Raw genomic sequence first — 22,848 nt, forward strand, 5'->3', positions numbered from 1 at the left:
ACCAATTCATGAATTTTTGTGCCGTAACGCACCGACGCTTGTATTTATTTGTATCGACGGTGCTTTAGACGAAGTCGTAACGCACCCTACATCCTCCAAAATCAAATTATCTCCTAACCGCAGAAACTGCTTTCACCTGAATTGGCAATGATAAATGAGGATAATTTTTATGAATATTCATCATAATTTGTATCGCCTTTGCTTTATCACCAATTGCCATTGTTGCCGATTGTCGCGTCATGATTTCCGCAACAATTTTCGCAGATTCTTCGCTTTTCTCTGCTTCAGAATCTAGAAAATCAAAAATCCTCTGCTTAGCTACACGACCGCGATTTACACCAGATAAAACAGTGATAAAGTATGGCATCAATCCGCGTAATCGTTGAGAATTATCTACAGCATAGTCTTGCAAATAGTTGCTTGTAAAGACCTGCATATCTGCTGATGGATGTTCGCTGAATTTTAGGAGATATTCTTGCCCATCCAAAGATTGAAAATTACGAGTTAATAAATCTCGTCCTAACCGTCTAGCTTCTTCACGTACACTATCACAAATACTCACTAAAACTTTTGGGGTGAATTCTTCAGCACCAAACTCTGTTGTAAATATTTTAAAAGCAAATTCCCGTGAATCATTCCACTTTGCCTCTAACATTCTTACTGCTGCTAACATTTCTTGTCCATCTACACGCAGACGGTCTAAGATTTGTAAAAACATTTGTCTAGCAGCTTCCCGCACTGATAAAATCTCATGATTGCCAAGCTGAACAATTTCGGCAGTCGTAAATTCTCTGATCCAGTTTTGAAAATTTGCACCTAGCAGCGAACCCCCCAAGTCTTGTGAAGTTGAAGACTTTGCCTGGAGTAGCTTCAAAGCTGTTTCTTTGTCAATGCTAGACATCCAACCTTGTAAATCTCGCAGCAAATGCACTAAGTAGGTGTGAACGCCTTCGTGTTTTTCTGGGGTGAGCAAGACTTCAATAAAATCAGACGCTAAGGCGATCGCAAAAGTTGGGTGAGCTGTTCCTAAACGATGGATAATAGGTTGGATAGCATTCCGGATCTCTTCTTTAGCATTTATAGCCATCCCCACAATCAAAACCCTGTCCTCATTAATCAGTTTCTCATCAGGTAACTGTCCGAATAGTCTGATGCCAATCACTCGTAATGTGTCGTAGGGTGATGCAAGAAAAGATTCAATGATCTGGGGTGGTAAGTTTTCGGCAGGAATTTCGTGATTTAGTAAGATACGAGCGCCTAATTCTTGAATTTCTAGCAGTGGGTGAGTTAAAAGATCATTGACTACACTCAACCCTAAACTACGCAACTGAGTGGGAAAGCATAATAGTAGAGTTTCAGAAATTTCTCTGGCTAGCTCTCGTTCTTGTTGTAGTGTGAATGCTAATAACTGCGCAATGATGGATCCGCTAAGTACTTTACAAGTAGTATCCCTTAAAATAGATGACGCCAGTAGTCTACGAATAAAAATCCGCGTATCACTTTGCTGACTAGTGACTAAAGCAATGATAAAGCGGCTGTCTTCTAAGAAATATTCCCGTTGTGCTTCAATCCAGTGGTAAGCTTGGGTACGACCCTGCTCATATAGACAATTGACTAGAGCAAGAATTAATTCTTTGTTTGGTTGAGAGTTGTTGTATTTAGCAACAGCCAGTTCAAAGCCTAATTGTGCTGTTACTTCATAAGGTTTATTAACAAGCTGAATAATTGTACTAATATCGATGGAATCACAGAAGCTTGAAGATACTCTCAAAGCTTTAACTGCAAAATGATGCACAGGACGACAGTTACTTTGTAAGAGTAAGTCTAATAGTGCTTGCGGGTTTTTTTCCCAAAGATGGGGAAAAGCTTCCTCCCGCACTGTAGGTTCTGGATCTCCTGGTTTATAACCTTCGAGACACCGCCATGCTTTAGAATTATGATGCAACTGATATCGAGGACTATTTTCGTAGAGGATATGGTTAAACGTTAAATATCCTGCAAATACGTCCCAGGTTTTTCTAAATTCGATGCGAGTCCAGTTAGAACGGTTCCAACGATAAAAAATCGACTCGCTTACTTGTCCTGCATCTGCATCGGAGTGTTGGAGTAGAATGCCAACAGCCATTTTTACATAATCTGCTTCTTCGTCCTCACCCAACTGTTTGAGGGTGCGCCAGACACGATTTCGCAGGTACTCGCGAGTATTACTGCCATAAGCAATTCTTGATTGTGGATGCTTGAGTTCTTGTTCTATTTCGTTGTTAATGGTTTCGTAGCGTCGTGTCGTATAGTTATAGTTATATCTTTTACTAAGATATTCATTGTTAGGCAATCTTATATAATGACTGCTGCTTTTAAATCTTTCCCTCTCTTTCTCGAATCGATAAGCAAGGATACTAAAGACTTCAGCATCGTGGCGGTATTCAGCCATTTTAAAGATATGGCGTAGCCTTTGAAAGTAGTTTGGTTGAAAAGGTGCGTTGCGTAATATGCCGATTAAAGCTGGACGAACATACTGGTTATCGATTTGATAAATTTTATCAAGAACTGTAAAATGCTTATAATCACCACATTCTAGGTAATTTTGTAAACCTGTGGTAAACGCTTCTTGAGAACCATTTCGTGCTAAAGGACGCAATTCCGGAGGCAAAAACTCAATCATTTCCGCTTGCAAGCTTGCTTTGGTTTCTGCATCTGAGAGTTTCAGTAGAGCCTCAAATGCAATGCGGCTGACGAAATCTGGACTACGGGTATTTTGATATAAATTGATCAGACTAGGAATAGCTTTGTTACCACCACACCAACCAAGTGCCCAGGCAATGCAATAATCTCTTAAAGGTTCACCTGTACCAATCAAGTTGATGAGAAGTGGTGTGGCTTCACTAATTTTCAGTTCTCCTGCACGCCAAATAGCTCGTTCTAGCTTCCATTTACTAGGTTTTTTATTAGCAAGGCGATCTAGAATTGCTTGTTTGCGTGCATCACCAGTAGCAACTGGTTGAGTTTGTGGCGAAGGGGAACTCTGCCCAAGAGTAACATCACGATATCCCTTTTTCGTTTTTTCCTGAACAAGCTTGTCAAAAGCTTGCTGCGCTTGAGCTAAGGGTACAGGCTGAGTTGTTTTTGTGCCTTCTTTTAAGTTAGTACCGCGTCGTCCGTAACGAAAATTAACTACGTAACGCTCCTCACCTATCTGGCAAAGATCCACTTCGTATACTTTATCAGATGTTCCTTCTTGATAGTGTAAGGTTGTGCGTTTAATGAGTTTCATGGCACTTTTTTTACCAACAAACAGCCTGTGATGACTCTCTATTGTGGCTTGCTTTTGCTCATGTTGCCAAGTTGGCAGCTCAATCGAAGTGTGCTGTGCGCGATCGCGTAAAGGACAGACTACAGGCGATTGCACAAAGGGTAACAGCAAAGCTGATCGCACCAAGCTATGTTTTTTATCAAAACCCAATCACTGAAAACTCAATTCTAAATTTTGTAGTCATTTTTATAGTATACATATACTAATTATTCGTATAAAAAAAGCAGTCTATTGTAAAAAATGACAAAATTTCCTTATGATCGCTTTGCCAAAGATTATCTTCAAGAATTATTATCCCCCTTTGGAACAGTAGAAACAAGCCGGGATGTTGCAGGCGAAGTCAGAGAAATAGATGTTTACTTTGCACCATCACCCCAGAGTGCTGAAATTGACAAACAGGTTTTGGGATTGTTAGGGCGTTTTACGACAACATCCTCAGTTTTCGAGCCATTCCGTAATGGGGTAAAACGCTCAGAAGTTCGCAGTTGTATGAACAAGCTATTTGATGTTTTTGCCCAATTAGAACGTGAAGCTAAGCGCGATAACACAACTGTAAATGAAGAATCCTTACCGAAATTATGGATTCTTTCTCCGACAGCTTCAGAATCCTTGTTAGATGGTTTTGGAGCTAAACTAGATTCCCAAAACTGGATCAGTGGAGTTCATTTTCTCAGTGCTTCTCTCAGAACAGCAATTGTAGCAATTCATCAATTACCAGTAACACCAGAAACTCTTTGGTTAAGATTATTAGGTAAAGGACAAGTTCAGCAAAGGGCAATTGATGAAGTACAAGCACTTGAGGCAGATCATCCTTTACGAAACAAATCAATAGACTTGTTGCTGAGTTTGAAGACTACTTTAGAATTAAATCAGAATTTAGACAAAGAAGATAGAGATTTAGTTATGCAGTTATCACCCCTTTATGAGCAACGCTTAGCAGAAGCGAAACAACAAGGTATACAGATTGGTGTTGAGCGAGGTATTGAGCAAGGTATGCACAATGAACGTCGCACGCTCATCGAAAACTTACTCAGGGTTCGGTTTGGTAACTTAGATGAACAGCTAGCAGCAATTATTGAGCCATTATTAGCACTACCTCCAGACCAGTTTACTGCTGTGTTAATACAATTATCTCGTGAGGATTTATTACGGCGATTTCTTCAACAGTAAAACCAGATAACTCAGTCTTATCTCAGGTATTTTTTTCATCAAAATCCAATCACCAATCAGTTAAAGGGGGAAGATGGGGAGGATTGCATTAAAAGCACGATCGCCTGTGCTAATTGTTCGGGATCTACTGGTTTAGATAAGTGTCGTTGAAAACCTGCTGCTAAAGCTTGTTTTTGATCAACCTCTCCAGCATAAGCCGTCAGCGCGATCGCAGGTATCTCTCCCCCTTGTTCTTTTGTCCAAGTTCTAATCTCACGAATGAGTGTATATCCATCCATTTCTGGCATAGCAATATCGCATACCAAAATATCTGGCAGAGATTGCTGTAATATCTTTAATGCCTCACGAACAGATGAGGCGCCTGTTACTTCTGCACCATACTGTTCAATTGTGTACACCAGTAATTCTCGTGTATCTTGCTCATCCTCAACTATCAGTACCCGCACACCACGCAAACTTAGCGAGGTACTAGGTAAATTTTTATTTTGATCTGGTTGTAGATTTGTAGTGATCATCGGTAATTTAACTGTAAAAGTTGCGCCTTGGTCAACTCCTGGACTATCAGCGTGAACTGTACCACCGTGCATTTCTACAATGTGCCGGACAATTGCTAATCCTAACCCCAAGCCGCCAAATTTGCGTGTTGTGGCACTATCAGCTTGACGAAATGTTTCAAACACGTAGGGTAGAAACTCTGGTGTAATCCCCTTACCTGTGTCGCTAATTTGAATCTCTGTGTAAGTATTAGTAGACTCTAATTTGATTTTTACTTGGCCACTATTTGGAGTAAACTTCACTGCATTAGTAAGTAAATTCCACACCACCTGTTGTAAGCGACCAGAATCGCCCATAAAAGGCTGAATATCTCCTGCAACTTCGGTGTGAATTTCAATCGCTTTAGCTTCTGCTGCTAACCTGACTGTCTCTTTGGCAGCACCAACAGTTGCAACTAAATCTACTGGGGAAATGTTGAGTGTGAATTTGCCTTGTAGAATGCGGGAAACATCTAATAAATCACCGATGAGCTGAGTTTGCAATTTTGCATTGCGTTCGATTGTTTCTAAAGCGATCGCCTTTTTCTCTTCATCTAATTGACGAGTCCGCAGCAACTTTACCCAACCAAGTATCGGACTTAACGGTGTTCGCAATTCATGAGACAACACCGCCAAAAACTCATCTTTAATACGGTTAGCGTTTTCCGCTGCTTCTCGTGCAGCTTGTTCGCGTAGCAGTAATTCTTCGCGTTCTTCTTCAGCGCGTCTGCGTGCTGTTACATCAATTGCGACTCCTCCCACTAAAGCTTGCCCAGATAAATTAGCAATGGGGAATTTATAAACAAGGAACTCGCCTATCGTGCTATCCAGGCGGGGTGCTATTTCAATTGTCTCTAGAACCTGATTAGTTTTAGCTGCTATTTGGATGTTATTTAAGAATTGTGTAGCAATATCAATATCAAACAGATCAAATACAGATTTGCCGATCGCGTCTTGAGTTAATAACTGAAAAGTCTTTACATAAGTTGGGCTAAGGTAAATAATTTGACCATCTGTATCTGTAATCCAAGCAGCAGCAGGACTATGTTCCATAAACGCCTGGAAGCGTTCTTCGCTTTCCCGCCTTACTTCTTCAGCTTGCTTGCGGTCAGTAATATCAATATTAACTCCTAAAAAACGCTGAGCTTTTCCGTCTGCATCTCGGATAATTTGTCCTTTCGATGCTAACCAAATAACTGTATTATCTCTGCGGATAATGCGGAATTCATCGTAATAGTCTTTACCTTCAGCTAATACTGCTTTTACTCCTTGTGCGATCCGTTCTTGGTCATCAGGATGGATAAAATCTAGCCAAGGTTTTACGCCAGGTTCTTCTGTATCTATTTCCAATCCCAGAATATCCCATATCCCTTCCGACCAGGAAACCTCATCAGTCATTAGATTCCATTCCCAAGTCCCAATTTTTCCGGCTCGTTGTGCCATTCTAAGGCTTTGTTCACTTTCTTGTAGTGCTTTCGCTTGCTGTTGCACCTGACTCATCAACTGACGTGTGCGTTGTTCTGTCTGCTTGCGTTCAGTAATATCCAAAAATGCAGCTACCGATCCTCTAGGATTACCTTGCTTATCAAGTAGGGGAGCAGCATAACCAAATAAATTAAATATAGATCCATCACCCCGAACAATATCAACTTCTGTACCTTTGACTTCAGTATTATGAATGGCTGCATAACGTAGGGGAAATTCCTGTTGTGAAAGTTCCTTTCCCTCTTGGAAAATTCTGTATGATGGGCGCGGGGCGTTGACTGGAGTATAAGAAATATTATCTTCAGGTGAGATCCCTAAAATCTCAGCAAATGCTGGGTTAGATCTTACCTCCTTAAATTCCATATCTTCCGTGATGAGTATTCCAATGGGAATTAACTCAAACAAGGTTCGCATATTTTGGCTAAGAGAAGCGATCGCCATCTCCCGTCCTTCTAGTGCAGCTGCCATTTCATCAATCGCTTGCGCCAATTCACCAAGTTCCCCTGATTTATAAGGAAGCTTAGTACGTGTGTTGAGTTGACCACTACCCAAAGTCTTAGCTGTTTGCACTAAAGATTTTATCTGGCGAATAAAAAAGACATCTCCTCCAACCCAAGCAGCAATGAGCGCCAAAAAAGTAACAGCACCTAAGCTTATTAAATTTCTGCCCAATAAATGATCAGCATCAGCAAGAACTTGAAACTGTGGAATTCCAACCCTGACATATTCATCTGGTTTACCTGGATTATCACCTAATGGGACAAAAGCAAAAATTCGCCGTACGCCATCAAGGCTGTTTACTTCATCGATACCCTCACCCTGAGTATTTTTCATTCTCGTAAAAGCATTCTCTGGTAAAGATTTCCCTACCCAAGCTTGCGTATTAGGATAGCGGACTAAAAGCTTCCCTGTTTGGTCAACTACACTCAGCACTGATCCCTTGGGCATTTTTACTCGCGCAGCCAACTGGTTTAAGTGAGCTAAATCAAGTGCAGCTATAACCAAAGTTTGCACTTGCCCTGTCTTGTCTAAAATTGGGTAAGCGAAATTCAGCGTTGCTTTTTTCGTAGCACGACCTATTTGATACTCGCCAATTGTAAATTTTCGGGTTTTCAAAGCACGTTGGAAATAACTCCGATCTGTTGGATTCCGCCAACCTGAGTAGGGAATCCCAGTACAAATCGTTTTACCTTGAACATCAAGTACAGCAAAATTAGCGTAAACTGAATTTTGTTTAAGAATATCAGCCAAAAATTGATTACACTGCGCTGAATTCCCGTTACGGATAACTGGCATCTGTGCCAATATAATCAGCATTTGACGGGTTCCTTCTACAACCTGCTTTTGGTTATTAGCCGCCAATCTCGCGAGCCTTAGTGCTTGTTCTTGTGCCTCTAGTGTAGCGGTACGTCGTTGCTCGGAAGCGGTATAAAGAATTAACCCTAATGCTGGAACAACAGCTAAGAGGACAAGAAGTACTAAGCGAGTGCGAAGTGTACTGTTTAAGGCTGAGTGCATTTATAATGTTAGTTTAGCTCTCTGGACATAATTTTACAACTAAGATCTAAAATCGGAGATTCTTCGGACTAACACACAAGAAAAATCGCTTCCTGAACAAGGAGTCCCTTTGCCGTATCTTTTCTATCAAAAGTTTGAGTTGTAGAGAACATAATATCTGGGACTATGGTTTTGGAGCGTTAACAAAGCTATTCATGCAGATTCAGACACCAGATTGGGTTAAGCACGCCGTTTTTTACCAAATCTTTCCAGATCGGTTTGCCAAAAGTAAACAACCTCGTAAAAAACTATTGCAAAATGCGCGTTGGGAAGCTTGGGAAGCTATGCCTACGTTGCAAGGTTATAAGGGAGGGGATTTATGGGGTATTGTCGAGCAGTTAGACTATATAGAAAAACTCGGAATTAACGCGATTTACTTCACGCCTATCTTTCAATCAGCCAGTAATCACCGTTACCACACCCACGATTATTATCAAGTTGACCCAATGTTAGGGGGAAACCCAGCTTTTGAGGAGTTACTTAACGCTGCTCATCAACGCAATATAAAAATAGTTCTTGACGGTGTATTTAATCACTCTAGTCGGGGCTTTTTCTTCTTCCATGATGTTTTGGAAAATGGGCCTCATTCCCCTTGGGTGGATTGGTTTAAAATAAATGATTGGCCACTTTCCGCCTATAATGGCGATTTTCCAGCTAACTATGAAGGTTGGGCTGGAAACAGAGCACTGCCAGCGTTTAACCATGATAACCCAGAAGTACGGGAATATATTATGGAAATTGCTGAGTATTGGATTAAATTTGGGATCGATGGTTGGCGGTTGGATGTGCCTTTTGAAGTTAAAGCTCCTGGTTTTTGGCAAGAGTTTCGCGATCGCGTTAAAGCAATTAATCCTGAAGCTTATATTGTCGGGGAGGTTTGGGGAGATTCCCGTCAGTGGTTGGATGGTACGCAATTTGATGGGGTGATGAATTATTTGTTTGCAGGACCAACAATTGCTTTTGCTGCTGGCGATCGCGTGGTACTAGAACAAGTGCAATCCCGCGACTATCAACCCTACCCACCTTTGTTTGCTGCTGATTACGCCGCAAAAATCCAAGAACTCCTGCAACTTTATCCTTGGGAAATTCAGTTAACTCAGTTGAATTTGCTCGCAAGTCATGATACAGCACGTCTGATGACTATTGCAGGAGGCGATCGCGCTAGTGTCGAATTAGCAACTTTACTTCTATTAACTTTTCCTGGTGCGCCTAGTATTTATTATGGTGACGAAGTGGGTTTACCTGGTGCTATAGATCCAGACTCACGTCGTAGCTTCCCTTCAGAATCTGCTTGGGATCGAGAAATTCTTAACACTCACACTCAACTTATTGCCTTACGCCACGCTTACCCATGCTTACGTACGGGTGATTATCAAGTCTTATATGCCCAAGCTAGTCTTTACATTTTTGCACGAATTTTGGGAACAGAGGAATTGATCATCGCGGTAAATGTTGGTACTGCATTAGCAAAAGCAGATGTAGATGCAGCTAGTCTGCGTACACAACCAACTAAATTTTTATATGGCACCGCCGAGATCGCGTGGAATATTGAAGGAGAAACTAAACAATTTACTTTAAATCTTCCGCCACGCAGCGGGTGCATTCTCGGTTAGTTGTGATTTTTTGAGTGCCATACACTTGTAGGGGCAAACGGCGTTTGCCCTTATTAAACTGCCCGCGATCGCCCCTATTATCTACTCGCCCGCAATGATTCCAGGAATCAAAACTTTGTCTATCTCATGAATGACGCCATTGTCTGTTAGAATGTCTGTTTTCAAGATATTAGCATCATTCACCATTAGTTTACCGTTGGGCGACTCAATTGCTAGAACTGATCCTTCAACAGTCTGCGCCTCATCAATTTGCACCAGATCATCAGATCTAACATCTCCAAAAACCACATGGTAAAGCAAAATTCTTTTTAACTTCGGGATGTCATTTTGCAGTAGAGAATCTAACGTTCCTTCTGGAAGTTTCGCAAAAGCTTCATCTGTGGGTGCAAAAACAGTGTATGAACCTGGAGCAGAACTTTTGAGAGTCTCTACAAGATTAGCAGCAGCAACAGCTTTTACCAGTGTTTGGAAATTTCCTGCTTCGACAGCAGTTTCAACAAGATCAGACATGAGGTTAATTCACTTTCAACGCATCACGATAATAAAGTGAGAAAAAACTATACTCTTCTATCAACAGAGAGGTTACAAAAGCTCTTTTGGGTAGATTTACTATCCAAGATAGGCAGATACTACAAAATATACTACTATTTTTATTAGTTGGAAATGCCCAGAGGTATGGTATAAATAATGATGTCTTGCGTTCTTAACAAAACCTAACAAACTAGGTTTCTTAACCAGAAATTGAGGTTTTTAGGGTAAACGATTTGCAATTGATCTGGTTTTTAACACGGGTGCAAGATGTCAGATACGATTTTGACCGCTCTCTGATAAGTAGGTAGAAGAAATAAACCAAAAATGCTTTGTTGCTGTTAAAGGCGCGCTTAGCACAGTTACAAACCAATACTGGTTGTTTACATTTCTTTACACAGTTGTAAAATTTTCCCTCCACCTACTTATGAGAAATCAGAAACTATTGTCTGGAATGCTTTTTTATCATTGTTGAAACAATGATACTTATTTTGCTGAGGAAATCTAAAACTCTCATTATTAGATACTTCCAAAGTATTCGCAAGATTTTTATTTGCGGCAAGTGATTTATGAGAGTTATGCTCCGATTTCGTAACAAATAACAAATCTAAAAAAGATTGAGGAACATATCATGATTAATTGGCAAGTTGGTTTAATGCTACGAGTAGCAGTTCTTGTAAGCTCATTACCTATTGCTTTGAGTACTGTTCTAGCTAAGGATGCAAAAGCTGTAGATTCAACAGATACCAACCGCACGGTTGTAGTTTTGTTTAGTGGGTTTGGTGAAGTAACATTTACAGGCTTAAATACTGTCAATCAGGATTTACAAGCCCAGCTAGGAACTAATCCGGATAAACCATTCAGTAGTCAAGTTTTTCCAGATTATGCCTTAGATGAAGCCTCTAACTATGTTAAATCGTTTAATGACATTAAAAATTTGGTGGTGATTGGAGACGGACTTGGAGGAAGTTCTGCATACGATCTAGCCAAAACGGTACAACCAGCACCTGTCAATTTGCTTGTTGAGGCTAACGCCATTGGTAGACCATCTTTAGACCAAGCTGTTAACATCAATCAGTTTGAACAAATTCTTCAGGGAGGTGGATTCACTGACGTAGAGCAAAAAGCTAATGATATATTCCAAAATCGCCAGTCTATTAATTTTCGAGAGAGTGAAATACAGTTTCTGAGCTTAGCTCAATCCCAGAACTTCCAAAACGTTAGCTTGCTCGGTGCTCTAAACGTGATTAAGCAATTTTTTCCGGTTGTGGATTTGAGTACCCCACCTGTAAATGTAAATCAGGGAATCAACTATTTCTATACTAGTGCGCCGACTGAAGTACAAGGCATAAAAAATATTAAAGGATTCACAAATATTGATGTGAATCAGCTACTTGGAGATCCTAACCTCTCTAATATAACGTCTATCAAAGTAGTTCAAGATGGCATTGGAACTGCTGTCAAAGATGTAGTTGATCAGCGTAAATCTGTTCCAGAAGCACCCTCTATCTTGGGCAATTTGATAGGTGCAATTTCCGCTGGATTGTTAATAATGAAGCATAAACAAAAAAGACTAGCAAGTCGAAAAACAGCGCCAGTTTGTAGAAGTATTAACGTTGCCTCTAGTTAAAAATCAATTCACTAGTACCGCAAAGCGGAATTCAAAATTCAAAATTCTGTTAGGAATACAGCGTAGGCTTTTCAGAGATTTTGAATGGTATGCTTATTTACGCCGCGCTGTACTAGATATGCTATGAAGCAATAAAAGTCTTTAAATAAATCCCTCTCCTGATTATTAAGGTGAGGGATTTAGTGCTAAAGTCTATTTGATCGTCTGAGTACCCAGAGCATCCGAAACTACACGGGATTCCAAAAATTCTTTGATCACATTGGCATAGGTTACAGGATGAGTAAATCGAAACATATGCCCAGTGTTCGGTATTACAACCTCAACTGCTTCGGGAATACCTTTAACTAATTGTCGAGCCGCATCTTCTCCAATTAGCTGATCGTAACTAGGTGTCACAATCAAAGTTGGTACTCGAATTAGAGAGAGTTGATCGGAATAGTCGGCGGAGAAAGCTGCTTTCATCCGACTCAGATAACTATGACGGGGTGTATTATTAATAAATAATTCTCGAAAATCTTCTGTTGACAAGGGAACTTGTCCATCTTTATCAAATGGCGAAGCGAGCGCTTGAGCATGAAAGCGCAAAGTAATTTCTTGATACAATTTTCCTGGAAGCAAAGCTGCTGCCGAAAGCTTTAGTTTCGTGATTGGATCTGTTACCGGATTAGCAGCAAATCCACCTGATAAAACTAGTGCTTTTAAGCCGATTGGTTGGCGAGTCGCAAACGCAAGTGCAATGTTTGCTCCAAAAGAATCACCTACTAGAACATAATGATCCAAGTCGGTAACTTCCTTTGCAAGAAAATCAGCATAATCCTCAATATCATCGAGAGTCTCAGGTAAACGCATCGTCCGCATACGCCAGTTTGCTAAAGGTGTAAGCTGCTCGAGCTGCCACGGGCTACCAGAGAAACAAGGAACCGTTACTATTGTTGGGTAGTTTGCCATAAAAATACCTTAGTGTAGATGAGTAACTGCTCTACAGCGGTTGCACAACCATCGTTATAAGCTAGACAAAGAGTGATTTTTTTATGCAAGTAGCTGAGAAGAAAGGATTTACGAGTCTTGCAATTCTAGGGTTGGAAGCTAACAAAAACTTCTAATGTGAATTATAGCAAGTTTGAACTATAATTGTGAAGTTAGTAACATCCTCGCTCAATCTCAGATTTCTCAAAGCCTACGCAGAAATTGTGAAAAATCTGAGTGATTTTTGTACAAATCCTCATGCAACAGCTTTGTAGGATTTAGCTTCTAAATTTGACTTGAATACATTCAGATCCTTGCTCAAGTAAGCACTCAATTTGAGTCTTGCTTCCTCATAAGCAGCATTGCTCCTGTCAGGTTCTACAGTATTAGAAGATGAAGCTGCTAGTTCAAACCGTCGTTCTACAGTAACTCTGGTTCCTTCCTTAGACTCCTCAAAAGTCCAGATATCAGTCATAGTTTTAAAGCCAGAAGGGGGTTTTGGCTGAAATATCTCAATCCGAGAATTCGGTGAGAAAAAGCAAAATCCACGAATTGTCTCTACACCACGAGGGCGGCTCATAGTCATTAAAAACTCCTGATGATAGCCGTCGTCGTAGAGCATTTCCACATTCAAAACATCATCTAGTAAAGATTGCCAGTTGTCTAGATTAGCAAAAGCTTTAAACACAATATTGATATTGTTCTGGATAATAATTGACTTGGTAATCACAGTGTTGCTCCTAATACTTATGGTTTGATTTCTAAAACTTGTTTCCAGTTTTCCATGACATCTTTGACATGCTTTTCCATCAACCCTGAGAAAACTTCTTGATAACTTTTCTCGCCTTTCTGGAAGATATGCTCTGCTAAGTTATGATTCAGATTCCAAGTATGAAACAAAGCTACTTCACACTTGGTTTCGTTTAAGGGGAAGAATTTCCATCCTCCAGCATGGTGCTTAAGAAAAGGTGGTGGATCTGCCTGAAACAAATCAATTTGTAGATTAAGCCGATCGCACAGCCGTACTGATCTAACCGTCAAATCACCAGCTTCGGTTTCAGAATCCACTGTCATCGTGAACTCCTGATAGCGCCCGTCATTGTACAGTACGTTAACTGCTTTTATATGAGGGAGTAACTTAGGCCAGTTTTCCATATCTACCATTGCTTGATACACCACGTCGGTAGGGCGTTCGATGATGACATTTGCTTGGCAGTAAGACTCAAAACCTTCTTTTTTAATCATGTGAACATTCCTCTAAACTATTTGAATGATTGTGCAGTTATCGCTAAATTAGCTCTGTTGCTAGTAGACAAATTGTTGATTAAATGCTTCTCGCACTTTGCTCTCTACCACCTCCCCCGACAATTTTTGACCATATCCGGGTAATCGAGACTTGTAAGTTATCTACGTAAGTAAAGACGACTGGAATAACTACTAGAGTTAGCAACGTTGATGTCAAAAGCCCTCCTACAACAGCAACAGCCATAGGCGATCGCGCTTCAGCATCAGCACCAATACTCGCAACAAGAGGTAACATTCCTGCAATCATGGCGAGTGTCGTCATTAGAATCGGGCGAAATCTAGTCGCTCCAGCTTCTAAGAGAGCTTCATGCCGAGTTAGACGAGTTTCTTTCATCAATGTGAGTGTATACTCCACTAACAAAATAGAGTTCTTAGTCACAATCCCCATAAGCATGAACATGCCAATCAAAGCAGGAACAACCAAAGCTTTGCCAGTAATTAACAAGCCACCTAATGCTCCACCCAGTGAAAGTGGGAGTGCAACCATAATTGTTAAAGGATGAAACAAGTTGCCAAACAATAAAACCAAAACTGCGTAGATAAAAAGTATCCCAGTGGTTAATGCTTTACCAAATCGAAGAGATACCTGATCTTGTAGATCTACATCACCAGAATGATGGAGATGAATTGAACTGGGCAGGTGCTTAAGAGCAGAAAGACTATAGATTTGATTGAGAGCAGCTCCTAAAGGAACTCCATTTAGATTAGCTTCAACAGATATCTGCCGATTTCGATCATAGCGATCAATTTGGGAGGAACCGCTGCCAACACTAACGTCAGCTACAGCTTCTAAAGGAACAGCTTTACCGTCATTACCTATAACCCTCAGATTCTGGATAGTTTGTAATTTATTCCGAAACCTAGGATCTAATTGGACATGAATTGGAACTTGGCGATCGCTTAAGTTAAATTTCGGTAGTTTAGCATCTATATCTCCAAGGGTAGCAATTTTCGCAGTATTACCTATTTGCTCAACTGATACTCCCTGATCAGCTGCTCGATCAAACCTCGGCTGAATCACAATTTCTGGACGTAGAAGACTAGCAGTACTGCTAACATTTGCTAATATTGGCAGTGCTTGCATCTGGCTTGTGAGGGCTTCAGCTACTTGATTTAATTGTGTTGAATTATCTCCAGTTAAAATAATTGAGACTTCTTTCCCTCCCCGAAACCCAACAGAAAAGCTCATTCTCGCACCAGGAACTTGCGCTAACATAGGGCTGATTTGTTGCTCAAAATCTTGTTGAGATAAGGCTCTGTGTTCTCTTGGTTTCAAGTTAACAAACACTGTGGCTTGATTGACTGCGCCTAAACTACCGATAGCAACAAATACATTTTCTACTTCCGGTCGCTGTTTTAATAAACGAGTTATGATTTGAGTTGTTTTGTCTGTTTCTTCCAACTTAGAACCAGGAGGAAGTTCGACCATAAGAATCGACTGTCCCCGATCTGAAGTAGGAATGAAGCCAGAGGGGATCATAGGTGCCAACAGCAATGATACTAAAAAGATGGTTATTGCAAATAGCAGTGTATAGAATCGATGCTTCAAAGCCCAACTCAATATAGCAGTGTAGCCTTTGACTAAAAAAGAACGATTTTCAGACTTATTGTGATGATTTCTCAAAAAATAAGCTGCCATTAATGGTGTTACTGTTCGGGCAACTAACAGCGAAAAAAGAACTGATACTACCACAGTAAAACCAAACTGCCCAAAGAACTGACCAGGTATCCCCCCCATAAAGCCTACTGGCAGAAAAACCGCAACAATAGTCATTGTTGTAGCCACCACTGCCAAACCAATTTCATCTGCGGCATCTATTGCAGCCCGAAACGGAGATTTACCCTGCTTAATATGGCGAACAATATTTTCGATTTCGACAATAGCATCATCAACCAAAATTCCTACTACCAAAGCCAACGCCAGTAAGCTCAAGTTATTGAGACTAAAATTGAACCACTGCATGACTGCAAAAGTAGGAATAATTGAAAGTGGTATAGCTAAACCCGCAATAACTGTAGATCGCCAGTCCTTAAGGAATATATAAATCACTATTACAGCTAGAGCAGCACCCAAAAGCAAAGCTTCAATTGATGCATCATACGATGCGCGGGCAAATCTAACAGTAGTAAGAATTAGTTTGAACTGAACATGAGAAAATTGCTTTTCTAATTCGGCAACTTTATCTTGTACCTCTTTTTCAAGAGTAACTTCGCTACTACCAGTAGCGCGCACAATAGAGAAAGCTACTACAGGTTCTCTATCTAAGCGAGCTAATTGCCGAGGTTCTTTTGTCCCATCTTCGATACTTCCTAATTCTGCTAAGCGGGCTTTGCGACCATTTGGTAAAGAAATTTCAGTACGACGTAATTGCTCTACACTCAAGGCACTGCCTAAAGTTCGGATGCTTTGCTCTTGCGTTCCTAAGTTTCCTCGCCCTCCTGGTAGGTTGAGGTTAAGAGCATGAAGTTGACGATTCACTTCATCAACAGTAATTCCTAAAGCTGTTAAGCGACTGGGTTCAAGGTTAACTTGTACCTCTCGATCCACACCCCCTAAGCGTTGAACTTGAGAAATACCTTTTATCGACAACAGTGTTCGACTGACTTCATTGTCTACAACCCAGCTTAATTGTTCTAAGGTCAGTGAAGGAGATGCAACAGAATATATTAAAATTGGCCCACCAACAAAATCAACACGAGAAATAATCGGTTCGTCAATATCTTGGGGTAGTTGCTGACGAATCTTGGCGATCGCATCTCGTACATCGTTGACTGCTCGATCAGTATTGGTATCTAAAACAAATTCTACTGTTGTCTTAGAGATCCCGTCGTTGATAGTAGAACGAATATGATCCACATTGCCAATTCCAGCGATCGCATCCTCTACTTTCTTAGTAACTTCAGTCTCAAGTTCCGCCGGAGCTGCACCTGCTCGTGTTATCGTCACTGCTACCGTGGGTACATCAACATTAGGATTTTCATTAATACTGAGAGAGCCAAACGACACTATTCCCGCTACTGTAAGTACAAAAAATAATACCAAGGTAAAGATAGGGTTGCGGATAGACCAAGCAGAAATATTCAAGGTCATTTTTCTGTTCCTCCAACTTGGCTCCAACTAACTACCCGGACTCGATCGCCATCTTTGAGAAAACCCACACCTGTGGCTACTATCGGCTCATTCATTTTCAAACCAGAGCGGACTTCAACCAAACCTTGGTTTCTTGTACCAGTTTCTATCGATCGAGCAGCCACTCGTTCACCCTGAAGTACGAACACGAACGGCTTGTTGTTTTTAAATAAAACGGCTGCCTCTGGCACTACTAAAGTTTGGCTAGAACCCAAAAGCAGCTCGCCTTGCATGAACATTCCAGGTTTCAACTCAGGTTTTGGTGGTAAAGCAATGTATACCGAAGCAAGACGAGTTTGAGGGTTAACTATTGAACTGATTTTTCTAACCTTACCTAAGTATTTTTTTGTAGTGTCAGTTTCTGAAGTAACTAATACCTGTTGATTAAGCTTAATGTTGGGTAAATTTAGCTCTGAAACTTCTGCATTTAATTCCACATGACCAGATCGAACCAGATTAAATAATGCCGAGCTTCCTGTCGGTGGAATTATACTCCCAAGTTTAGCTTGACGTTTACTAATATATCCATCAACAGGAGCAACAATCTGAGTTTGGGCTAGACTAGCTTGAGCACTTTCAAGTTCTGCTTGAGCTTTTATCAAGTCATTTTGGGCTACCGCTATGCTGTGGCGAGCAGATTCAGCCTTGGCTTGAGAAGTCATTGCATTGGTTTGGCGAGTCTGAGCCTCTTGCCGACTAATAGCTCCTTGACTTAGTAATTCATTATACCGACGTACATTTGCGTCTGCATCTTGCTGCTGGGCAAGAGCTTCCTGAAGAACTGCTTTTTGCTGATATATGATTGAGTGCGATCGCTTTACATTAGCTTGTGCTTGGTGAAGTTGAGCTAAGATGACGCGATTGTCAAGTTCGGCTAAGACTTGCCCTTTGTGTACCCAGTCTCCCTCATCGACATAAATGTGTTCAATCCGTAAAGTTGATAAACCCGATAACTCTGCACCGAGAGGTAAATCGTCCTCAGCCGCTAGAGAGCCTGTCACCACAAGCTTTTTAGTAAAAGTTTTCACCCGTACTGGTTGCACCGTTACTGTAAGGACTGGATTTGTTTGGTGCGGAGTTGTAATTGTTGTTGTCTTATGTTTACTGTTCGCTATCGTATATAGAAGCAAAGATCCAAGGGATATCACTCCCATGCTTACCAATATTGGCACCCAACTTCTCTTTTTCTTTGCTGGAAGTTGCACTGAAGTAGAATTTTCTTCTAAGTTTGGTGCTTCCTCTAAATATATTTTCTTCGCAATGGTTGGTTTCACCGCAGAAAAATTCCTTCATTGTACAGATTACATTTGTAAAAAGTTGGTTTGTAGAGACGCAAGCAATTGCGTCTCTATTTATTTGAACCCGATTACTTTAGATGGCTTGTGCTTTCTCTAGACAGCAACTTAATTGTTCTGCTAAGTTTTGAACATAGGGCTTCGCCATCATCGTGTAATGATTACCGGACATGTTATAAATTTCCACAGGTTCACCAGTCAACTCATCCCAACCCAACTTAGGATCGTGTAAATCTGATAGCTCATCCAATATATCTTCAGCTAAAAAGAGGGTGACTTGGCTAGGATAAAATTGTGGAACATAATTGAGAACAGCTTGAACATTGGCTGTGAAAACTTTAATCAAAGGACGAATTTGTGCTAAACCAACATCGGAAGGTAGAATTCCGTTTATCTTAGCCTCTTCTACGATGTAGTTCATCTGCTCATCACGAGAGAGATGCTTCAGAGTATCGTAAGATACTGAAAGATTTTTTCCGACACTACCCCCTAAAGTTAGAGCAAAGTATTTCAGGGTTAAAATCTCATCAAAGTTACCCTGGTAACTCTTGTTAATATAGTTGGGTAATGCACTGTCTATTACAGTCAGCAAAGCTACTTGATGCCCTTTTCTTTGTAGCTGAATAGCCATTTCAAAAGCAACAATTCCCCCCATTGACCAACCACCTAACAAATATGGTCCTTCAGGTTGAACTGCGCACATTGCTTCTATGTAGCTAGCTGCCATTTCTTCGAGTTGGGTGCAAGGTTCGTGCTGTCCATCTAAACCTTTAGCTTGTAGTCCATAAAATGGTTGCTCTGGATCGAGATAGCGTGCCAAATGGATATAGTTGAGAACATTACCGCCGATGGGATGTACACAGAAGAAAGGCTGTTTTGAACCATTAGGCTGGATTGGTACTAAGGGAGACCATTTGAGAGAAGTAGGTTGCTGGCGTAAAACACTAGCTAATTGTGTGATAGTTCCTTTTGAAGCAGTTTGTACTCTAGAATTCGCTATAGATTTACTAGATTTCCATTTTTCAAGAAGCAGTTTTTTTGCTGAAGAAAGATTAGATTGCCGATCAGATAAATTTTGTAATGTCATAATTTTGTACCTTCCCAAAAGCTCCAATTTTGTAATTCAAAAATCACGATACTTACCAGTCTCTACAGATTTTTTGTGTCTATAATCTTGCTACCAGTTCTTGAGCTTCATCTTCTGATAATTGTTCTAGTTTCTGTAGAAACATTTCTTCAACCACTGTAGCCAACTGTGCAATAGTAGGCATTTCAATCAAATGAGATATCGATAAATCTACCGTAAATATTTCCTGTAAACGAACGATCATTTGAGTCGCAAGTAAGGAGTGACCACCTAATTCAAAAAAGTTGTCATGAATACCAATAGATTTAATTCCTATTAAATCTTGCCAGATAGAAACAAGACTTTCTTCAATCTCATTAGTTGGAGCAGCATAGTTATTTAATTGATTCAACTCCTGCTCACATGAAAAAGATAAGTCGTCACTGAGTTCAGTAACTAGTACTTTTTCGTCAAGTTTTGTACTAACATGGCTCACTTGAGGTAATTGTTGTGGTTCAATCCAGTAACGCTGACGTTCAAAGGGATAAGTTGGTAAGGGTATACGTTGTTGTGGGTTGTGAGTATAGAACTTATCCCAATCTATTTGAACTCCTGCAAGCCATAGTTGTCCTAATGTGTTTAACAAGAATGCAAAATCTGACTGTTTACTTTGTGCGTGTGGTAAAGAAGAGAGTACAATGTGTTCAGATGTTTTAGATGGATGTTGTTTTGTTAGTTTGCTTAATGTCCATCCTGGCCCAACTTCTAGAAGAATTTGATTTGATTGTTTCAAAAGCTCATGTAACCCATTTGCAAATTGTACTGTTCCACGCAAATGCTTAGACCAATAGTAAGGATCCGTAGCTTGTGATGCTGTAATCCAAGTACCAGTGACATTAGATATGTAAGGAATTTCAGGTGCGTTTAAAGTTACATTCTTAAACTGCTTGGCGAAAGCACCTAAAATAGGTTCCATCATTTTGGAATGAAAAGCATGTGAGGTATGCAAAGCACGAGACGCCACATTCTCTTCAGAAAGTTTGGCTTGCAAGTTCCGAATTGCTTCTGTGGAACCAGAAACAACACACAAAGACACTCCATTAACTGCTGCTAAACAAAGTTCCTCATTCAGAAAAGGTTGCAACTTGTTTTCAGAAAGTGGTACAGCAAGCATACTGCCGCCAGGTAAGCTTTGCATCAGCTTCCCGCGTGCAGCCATCAACATTAATGCATCTTCGAGTGAAAACACTCCAGCCAAACATGCTGCTACATATTCACCAACACTGTGACCAATCATAGCTTGGGGATGTACACCCCATTCCATCCACTGTTTAGCCAAGGCATACTCAATTACAAATAAGATTGGTTGTGTAAGCCGTGTTTGGGTAAGCTGTTCTGTGGCTTGTTCAATTTGTTCTTCTCTAGGATAAAGAATATCCCGGATATCAAGTCCTAAGTGAGGTTGCAGTAGTTCTGCACATGTATCAATCTGGCTTTTGAATACAGGCTCAAGCTGATAAAGCTCTGATGCCATTTTTACATACTGTGATCCTTGACCAGAGAACATGAATGTAATAGCTCGATCCTTTGGTTCTTCAACACTAGTGAACACTCTCTCAGAATCCATCGATTCCAAAGCATTTATAGCGTCGTTAATATCTTGACAAACGAGCATTTGGCGATATTTAAAAGCTTTACGCCCAACTTGCAGAGTATAAGCAACATCAGCCAGGTTCACATTTGAATGTTCTTTCAAATGCTCAACCATATTTTTTGTCGCAGTTTTTAGCGCAGTGCTTGTTTTGGTAGATAACAGTAATAAATGCCAAGGTTTAAAAACTTTTGAAAAATGGTACTTTGGTGCTTCTTCAACAATGACATGAGCATTAGTTCCACCAATACCTAAAGAATTAACTCCAGCTCTGCGAGGTGTTCCACTTGTTTTCCATTCTGAAAGCTGAGTATTGACATAAAAAGGACTGTTGGCAAAGTCAATCTTGGGATTGGGTTGCTCAAAGTGTAAGCTAGGCGGTAGTAATTTGTGATGGAGAGATAGAACAGTTTTAATAAAACCTGCAACTCCTGCTGCTGCGTCTAAATGTCCGATATTGGTTTTGAGAGATCCAATACCACACGAGCTTTTTGCATGACTCTCATTCATAGAGCGAAAAGCTTGGGTAAGAGCTGCTACTTCAATCGGATCGCCCAGAGGTGTACCAGTTCCGTGAGCTTCTACATAGTTAATGGTATCTGCTTCTACGCCAGCATTGGCTAGTGCTTCAATAATTACTTGAGATTGACCTTCTATGCTAGGTGCTGTATAGCCAATTTTTGCACAACCATCATTATTTATAGCTGAACCTTTGATCACGGCATAAATGTAATCACCATCAGCGATCGCATCTGCTAAACGCTTCAAAACAACGACACCAGCGCCACTACCAAATATGGTACCTTTAGCTCTAGCGTCGAATGCTCGGCAATGACCATCAGGTGAAGTTACCCCACCATCATGATAAAAATAACCTGCTTTTTGAGGGGCTCGTACAGATACACCTCCTGCGAGAGCTATATCACATTCACCAGTAAGCAAACTTTGCCGAGCTAAATGAATCGCTACTAAAGAGGTGGAGCAAGCTGTTTGCACAACCACACTCGGCCCAGTAAGATTTAATTTATAAGAAACATGGGTGGTTAAGTAATCTTTATCATTACCAATCAAAATTTGGAAATCGCCAACTGATCTCATTAACTCCCGATTGGGAAAAAGGTTGTAAAGCAAGTAAGTATTAATGCTTTGCCCACCAAAAACACCAATTAAGCCTTTGTAATTTTCAGGATTGTAGCCTGCATTTTCTAAAGCTTCCCAAGCACACTCCATAAAAATTCGGTGTTGGGGATCCATAATTTGGGCTTCTCGCGGATTGAATCCGAAGAATGAAGCATCGAACATTTCTGCATCTTCTAAAAAAGAGGCGGCTTTAACATAATTGGGGCTGGTTAAGGTATCACAGTCAATACCTAAACTAGATAATTCTTCACTACTAAAGAAAGAAATTGCTTCTACTCCGTCGCGGACATTTTGCCAAAATTCATTCACATTCTTTGCTTTGGGAAATCGCCCAGACATTCCAATAACAGCAATGTCAAGATCATCAGGTTGATTGTTGAATTCTAGTGGTTCCATTTTTTAGACTCCTGAATTTCTATTTTCAGATATTGCCTTCTTCTGCGTAAGAGGTAGAAAACCGAGTTTCTCA

Annotated in this window: 13 protein-coding genes and 1 pseudogene; 3 read left to right on the top strand and 11 right to left on the bottom strand. The window is 40.6% G+C overall.

Going from position 1 to position 22,848, the window contains the following annotated elements; genetic code table 11:
• Positions 1-106: 106 nt before the first annotated feature.
• Positions 107-3,433: a WGR domain-containing protein gene (locus tag G4P69_RS10685; RefSeq protein WP_310834194.1), complete on the bottom strand. Its 3,327-nt coding sequence runs from the start codon at positions 3,431-3,433 to the stop codon at positions 107-109.
• Positions 3,434-3,550: 117 nt separating this feature from the next.
• Between G4P69_RS10685 and G4P69_RS10690 the strand changes: the two genes are divergently transcribed.
• Entirely contained in the window at positions 3,551-4,480 is a 930-nt protein-coding gene (locus tag G4P69_RS10690; protein WP_208349639.1) for an RpnC/YadD family protein, read from the top strand.
• A gap of 56 nt (positions 4,481-4,536) precedes the next feature.
• On the opposite strand, the gene G4P69_RS10695 is transcribed toward G4P69_RS10690, so the two are convergent.
• The gene (locus G4P69_RS10695) at positions 4,537-8,016 is read right to left on the bottom strand and encodes a PAS domain S-box protein (protein ID WP_208349642.1); all 3,480 of its coding nucleotides are present in this window, start codon (positions 8,014-8,016) and stop codon (positions 4,537-4,539) included.
• A 194-nt stretch (positions 8,017-8,210) separates the two neighbouring features.
• Here G4P69_RS10695 and G4P69_RS10700 point away from each other — a divergent pair, with 194 nt between their 5' ends.
• Positions 8,211-9,668 (top strand): glycoside hydrolase family 13 protein, encoded by a 1,458-nt coding sequence (locus tag G4P69_RS10700; protein WP_208349645.1) that lies wholly within the window; start codon positions 8,211-8,213, stop codon positions 9,666-9,668.
• An 81-nt stretch (positions 9,669-9,749) separates the two neighbouring features.
• On the opposite strand, the gene G4P69_RS10705 is transcribed toward G4P69_RS10700, so the two are convergent.
• Positions 9,750-10,178, bottom strand: coding sequence for a fasciclin domain-containing protein (locus G4P69_RS10705; RefSeq protein WP_208349648.1), 429 nt, complete (start codon positions 10,176-10,178; stop codon positions 9,750-9,752).
• A gap of 649 nt (positions 10,179-10,827) precedes the next feature.
• Here G4P69_RS10705 and G4P69_RS10710 point away from each other — a divergent pair.
• On the top strand, positions 10,828-11,826 hold the full coding sequence (locus G4P69_RS10710) for a hypothetical protein (RefSeq protein WP_208349652.1): 999 nt from the start codon (positions 10,828-10,830) through the stop codon (positions 11,824-11,826).
• A gap of 192 nt (positions 11,827-12,018) precedes the next feature.
• Here the strand turns inward: G4P69_RS10710 and G4P69_RS10715 are convergent, their stop codons facing one another.
• The 8 genes and pseudogenes from G4P69_RS10715 to G4P69_RS10745 form a co-directional block, all read right to left on the bottom strand.
• On the bottom strand, positions 12,019-12,774 hold the full coding sequence (locus tag G4P69_RS10715; RefSeq protein ID WP_208349655.1) for an alpha/beta fold hydrolase: 756 nt from the start codon (positions 12,772-12,774) through the stop codon (positions 12,019-12,021).
• Between the two features lie 274 nt (positions 12,775-13,048).
• Entirely contained in the window at positions 13,049-13,522 is a 474-nt protein-coding gene (locus G4P69_RS10720) for an SRPBCC family protein (protein ID WP_208349657.1), read from the bottom strand.
• 17 nt (positions 13,523-13,539) lie between these two features.
• Positions 13,540-14,037, bottom strand: a complete 498-nt coding sequence (locus tag G4P69_RS10725) for an SRPBCC family protein (protein ID WP_208349658.1) — start codon at positions 14,035-14,037, stop codon at positions 13,540-13,542.
• A gap of 79 nt (positions 14,038-14,116) precedes the next feature.
• Positions 14,117-17,188 (bottom strand): efflux RND transporter permease subunit, encoded by a 3,072-nt coding sequence (locus G4P69_RS10730; RefSeq protein ID WP_208349661.1) that lies wholly within the window; start codon positions 17,186-17,188, stop codon positions 14,117-14,119.
• On the bottom strand, positions 17,185-18,501 hold the full coding sequence (locus G4P69_RS10735; RefSeq protein ID WP_208349663.1) for an efflux RND transporter periplasmic adaptor subunit: 1,317 nt from the start codon (positions 18,499-18,501) through the stop codon (positions 17,185-17,187). Before G4P69_RS10735 ends, G4P69_RS10730 begins: the two co-directional genes overlap by 4 nt.
• A gap of 97 nt (positions 18,502-18,598) precedes the next feature.
• Positions 18,599-19,609 carry a thioesterase domain-containing protein gene (locus G4P69_RS10740; RefSeq protein ID WP_208346146.1) on the bottom strand — a complete coding sequence of 337 codons (1,011 nt, stop codon included), beginning with the start codon at positions 19,607-19,609 and terminating at the stop codon, positions 18,599-18,601.
• Between the two features lie 79 nt (positions 19,610-19,688).
• Positions 19,689-20,000 carry a phosphopantetheine-binding protein gene (locus G4P69_RS40430; protein WP_390691850.1) on the bottom strand — a complete coding sequence of 104 codons (312 nt, stop codon included), beginning with the start codon at positions 19,998-20,000 and terminating at the stop codon, positions 19,689-19,691.
• A gap of 51 nt (positions 20,001-20,051) precedes the next feature.
• Positions 20,052-22,775 (bottom strand): annotated as a pseudogene (locus G4P69_RS10745) (type I polyketide synthase); the annotation flags it as partial.
• Between the last annotated feature and the right edge of the window lie 73 nt (positions 22,776-22,848).

This window comes from Aetokthonos hydrillicola CCALA 1050 (assembly GCF_017591665.1).
Lineage (GTDB): Bacteria > Cyanobacteriota > Cyanobacteriia > Cyanobacteriales > Nostocaceae > Aetokthonos > Aetokthonos hydrillicola.

Bases quoted from the DNA above. Each gene is read 5' to 3' on its own strand.
- G4P69_RS10690 (WP_208349639.1), top strand. From the start codon at position 3,551: ATGACAAAATTTCCTTATGATCGCTTTGCCAAAGATTATCTTCAAGAA.
- G4P69_RS10695 (WP_208349642.1), bottom strand. From the start codon at position 8,016: ATGCACTCAGCCTTAAACAGTACACTTCGCACTCGCTTAGTACTTCTT.
- G4P69_RS10700 (WP_208349645.1), top strand. From the start codon at position 8,211: ATGCAGATTCAGACACCAGATTGGGTTAAGCACGCCGTTTTTTACCAA.
- G4P69_RS10705 (WP_208349648.1), bottom strand. From the start codon at position 10,178: ATGTCTGATCTTGTTGAAACTGCTGTCGAAGCAGGAAATTTCCAAACA.
- G4P69_RS10710 (WP_208349652.1), top strand. From the start codon at position 10,828: ATGATTAATTGGCAAGTTGGTTTAATGCTACGAGTAGCAGTTCTTGTA.
- G4P69_RS10715 (WP_208349655.1), bottom strand. From the start codon at position 12,774: ATGGCAAACTACCCAACAATAGTAACGGTTCCTTGTTTCTCTGGTAGC.
- G4P69_RS10725 (WP_208349658.1), bottom strand. From the start codon at position 14,037: ATGATTAAAAAAGAAGGTTTTGAGTCTTACTGCCAAGCAAATGTCATC.
- G4P69_RS10730 (WP_208349661.1), bottom strand. From the start codon at position 17,188: ATGACCTTGAATATTTCTGCTTGGTCTATCCGCAACCCTATCTTTACC.
- G4P69_RS10740 (WP_208346146.1), bottom strand. From the start codon at position 19,609: ATGACATTACAAAATTTATCTGATCGGCAATCTAATCTTTCTTCAGCA.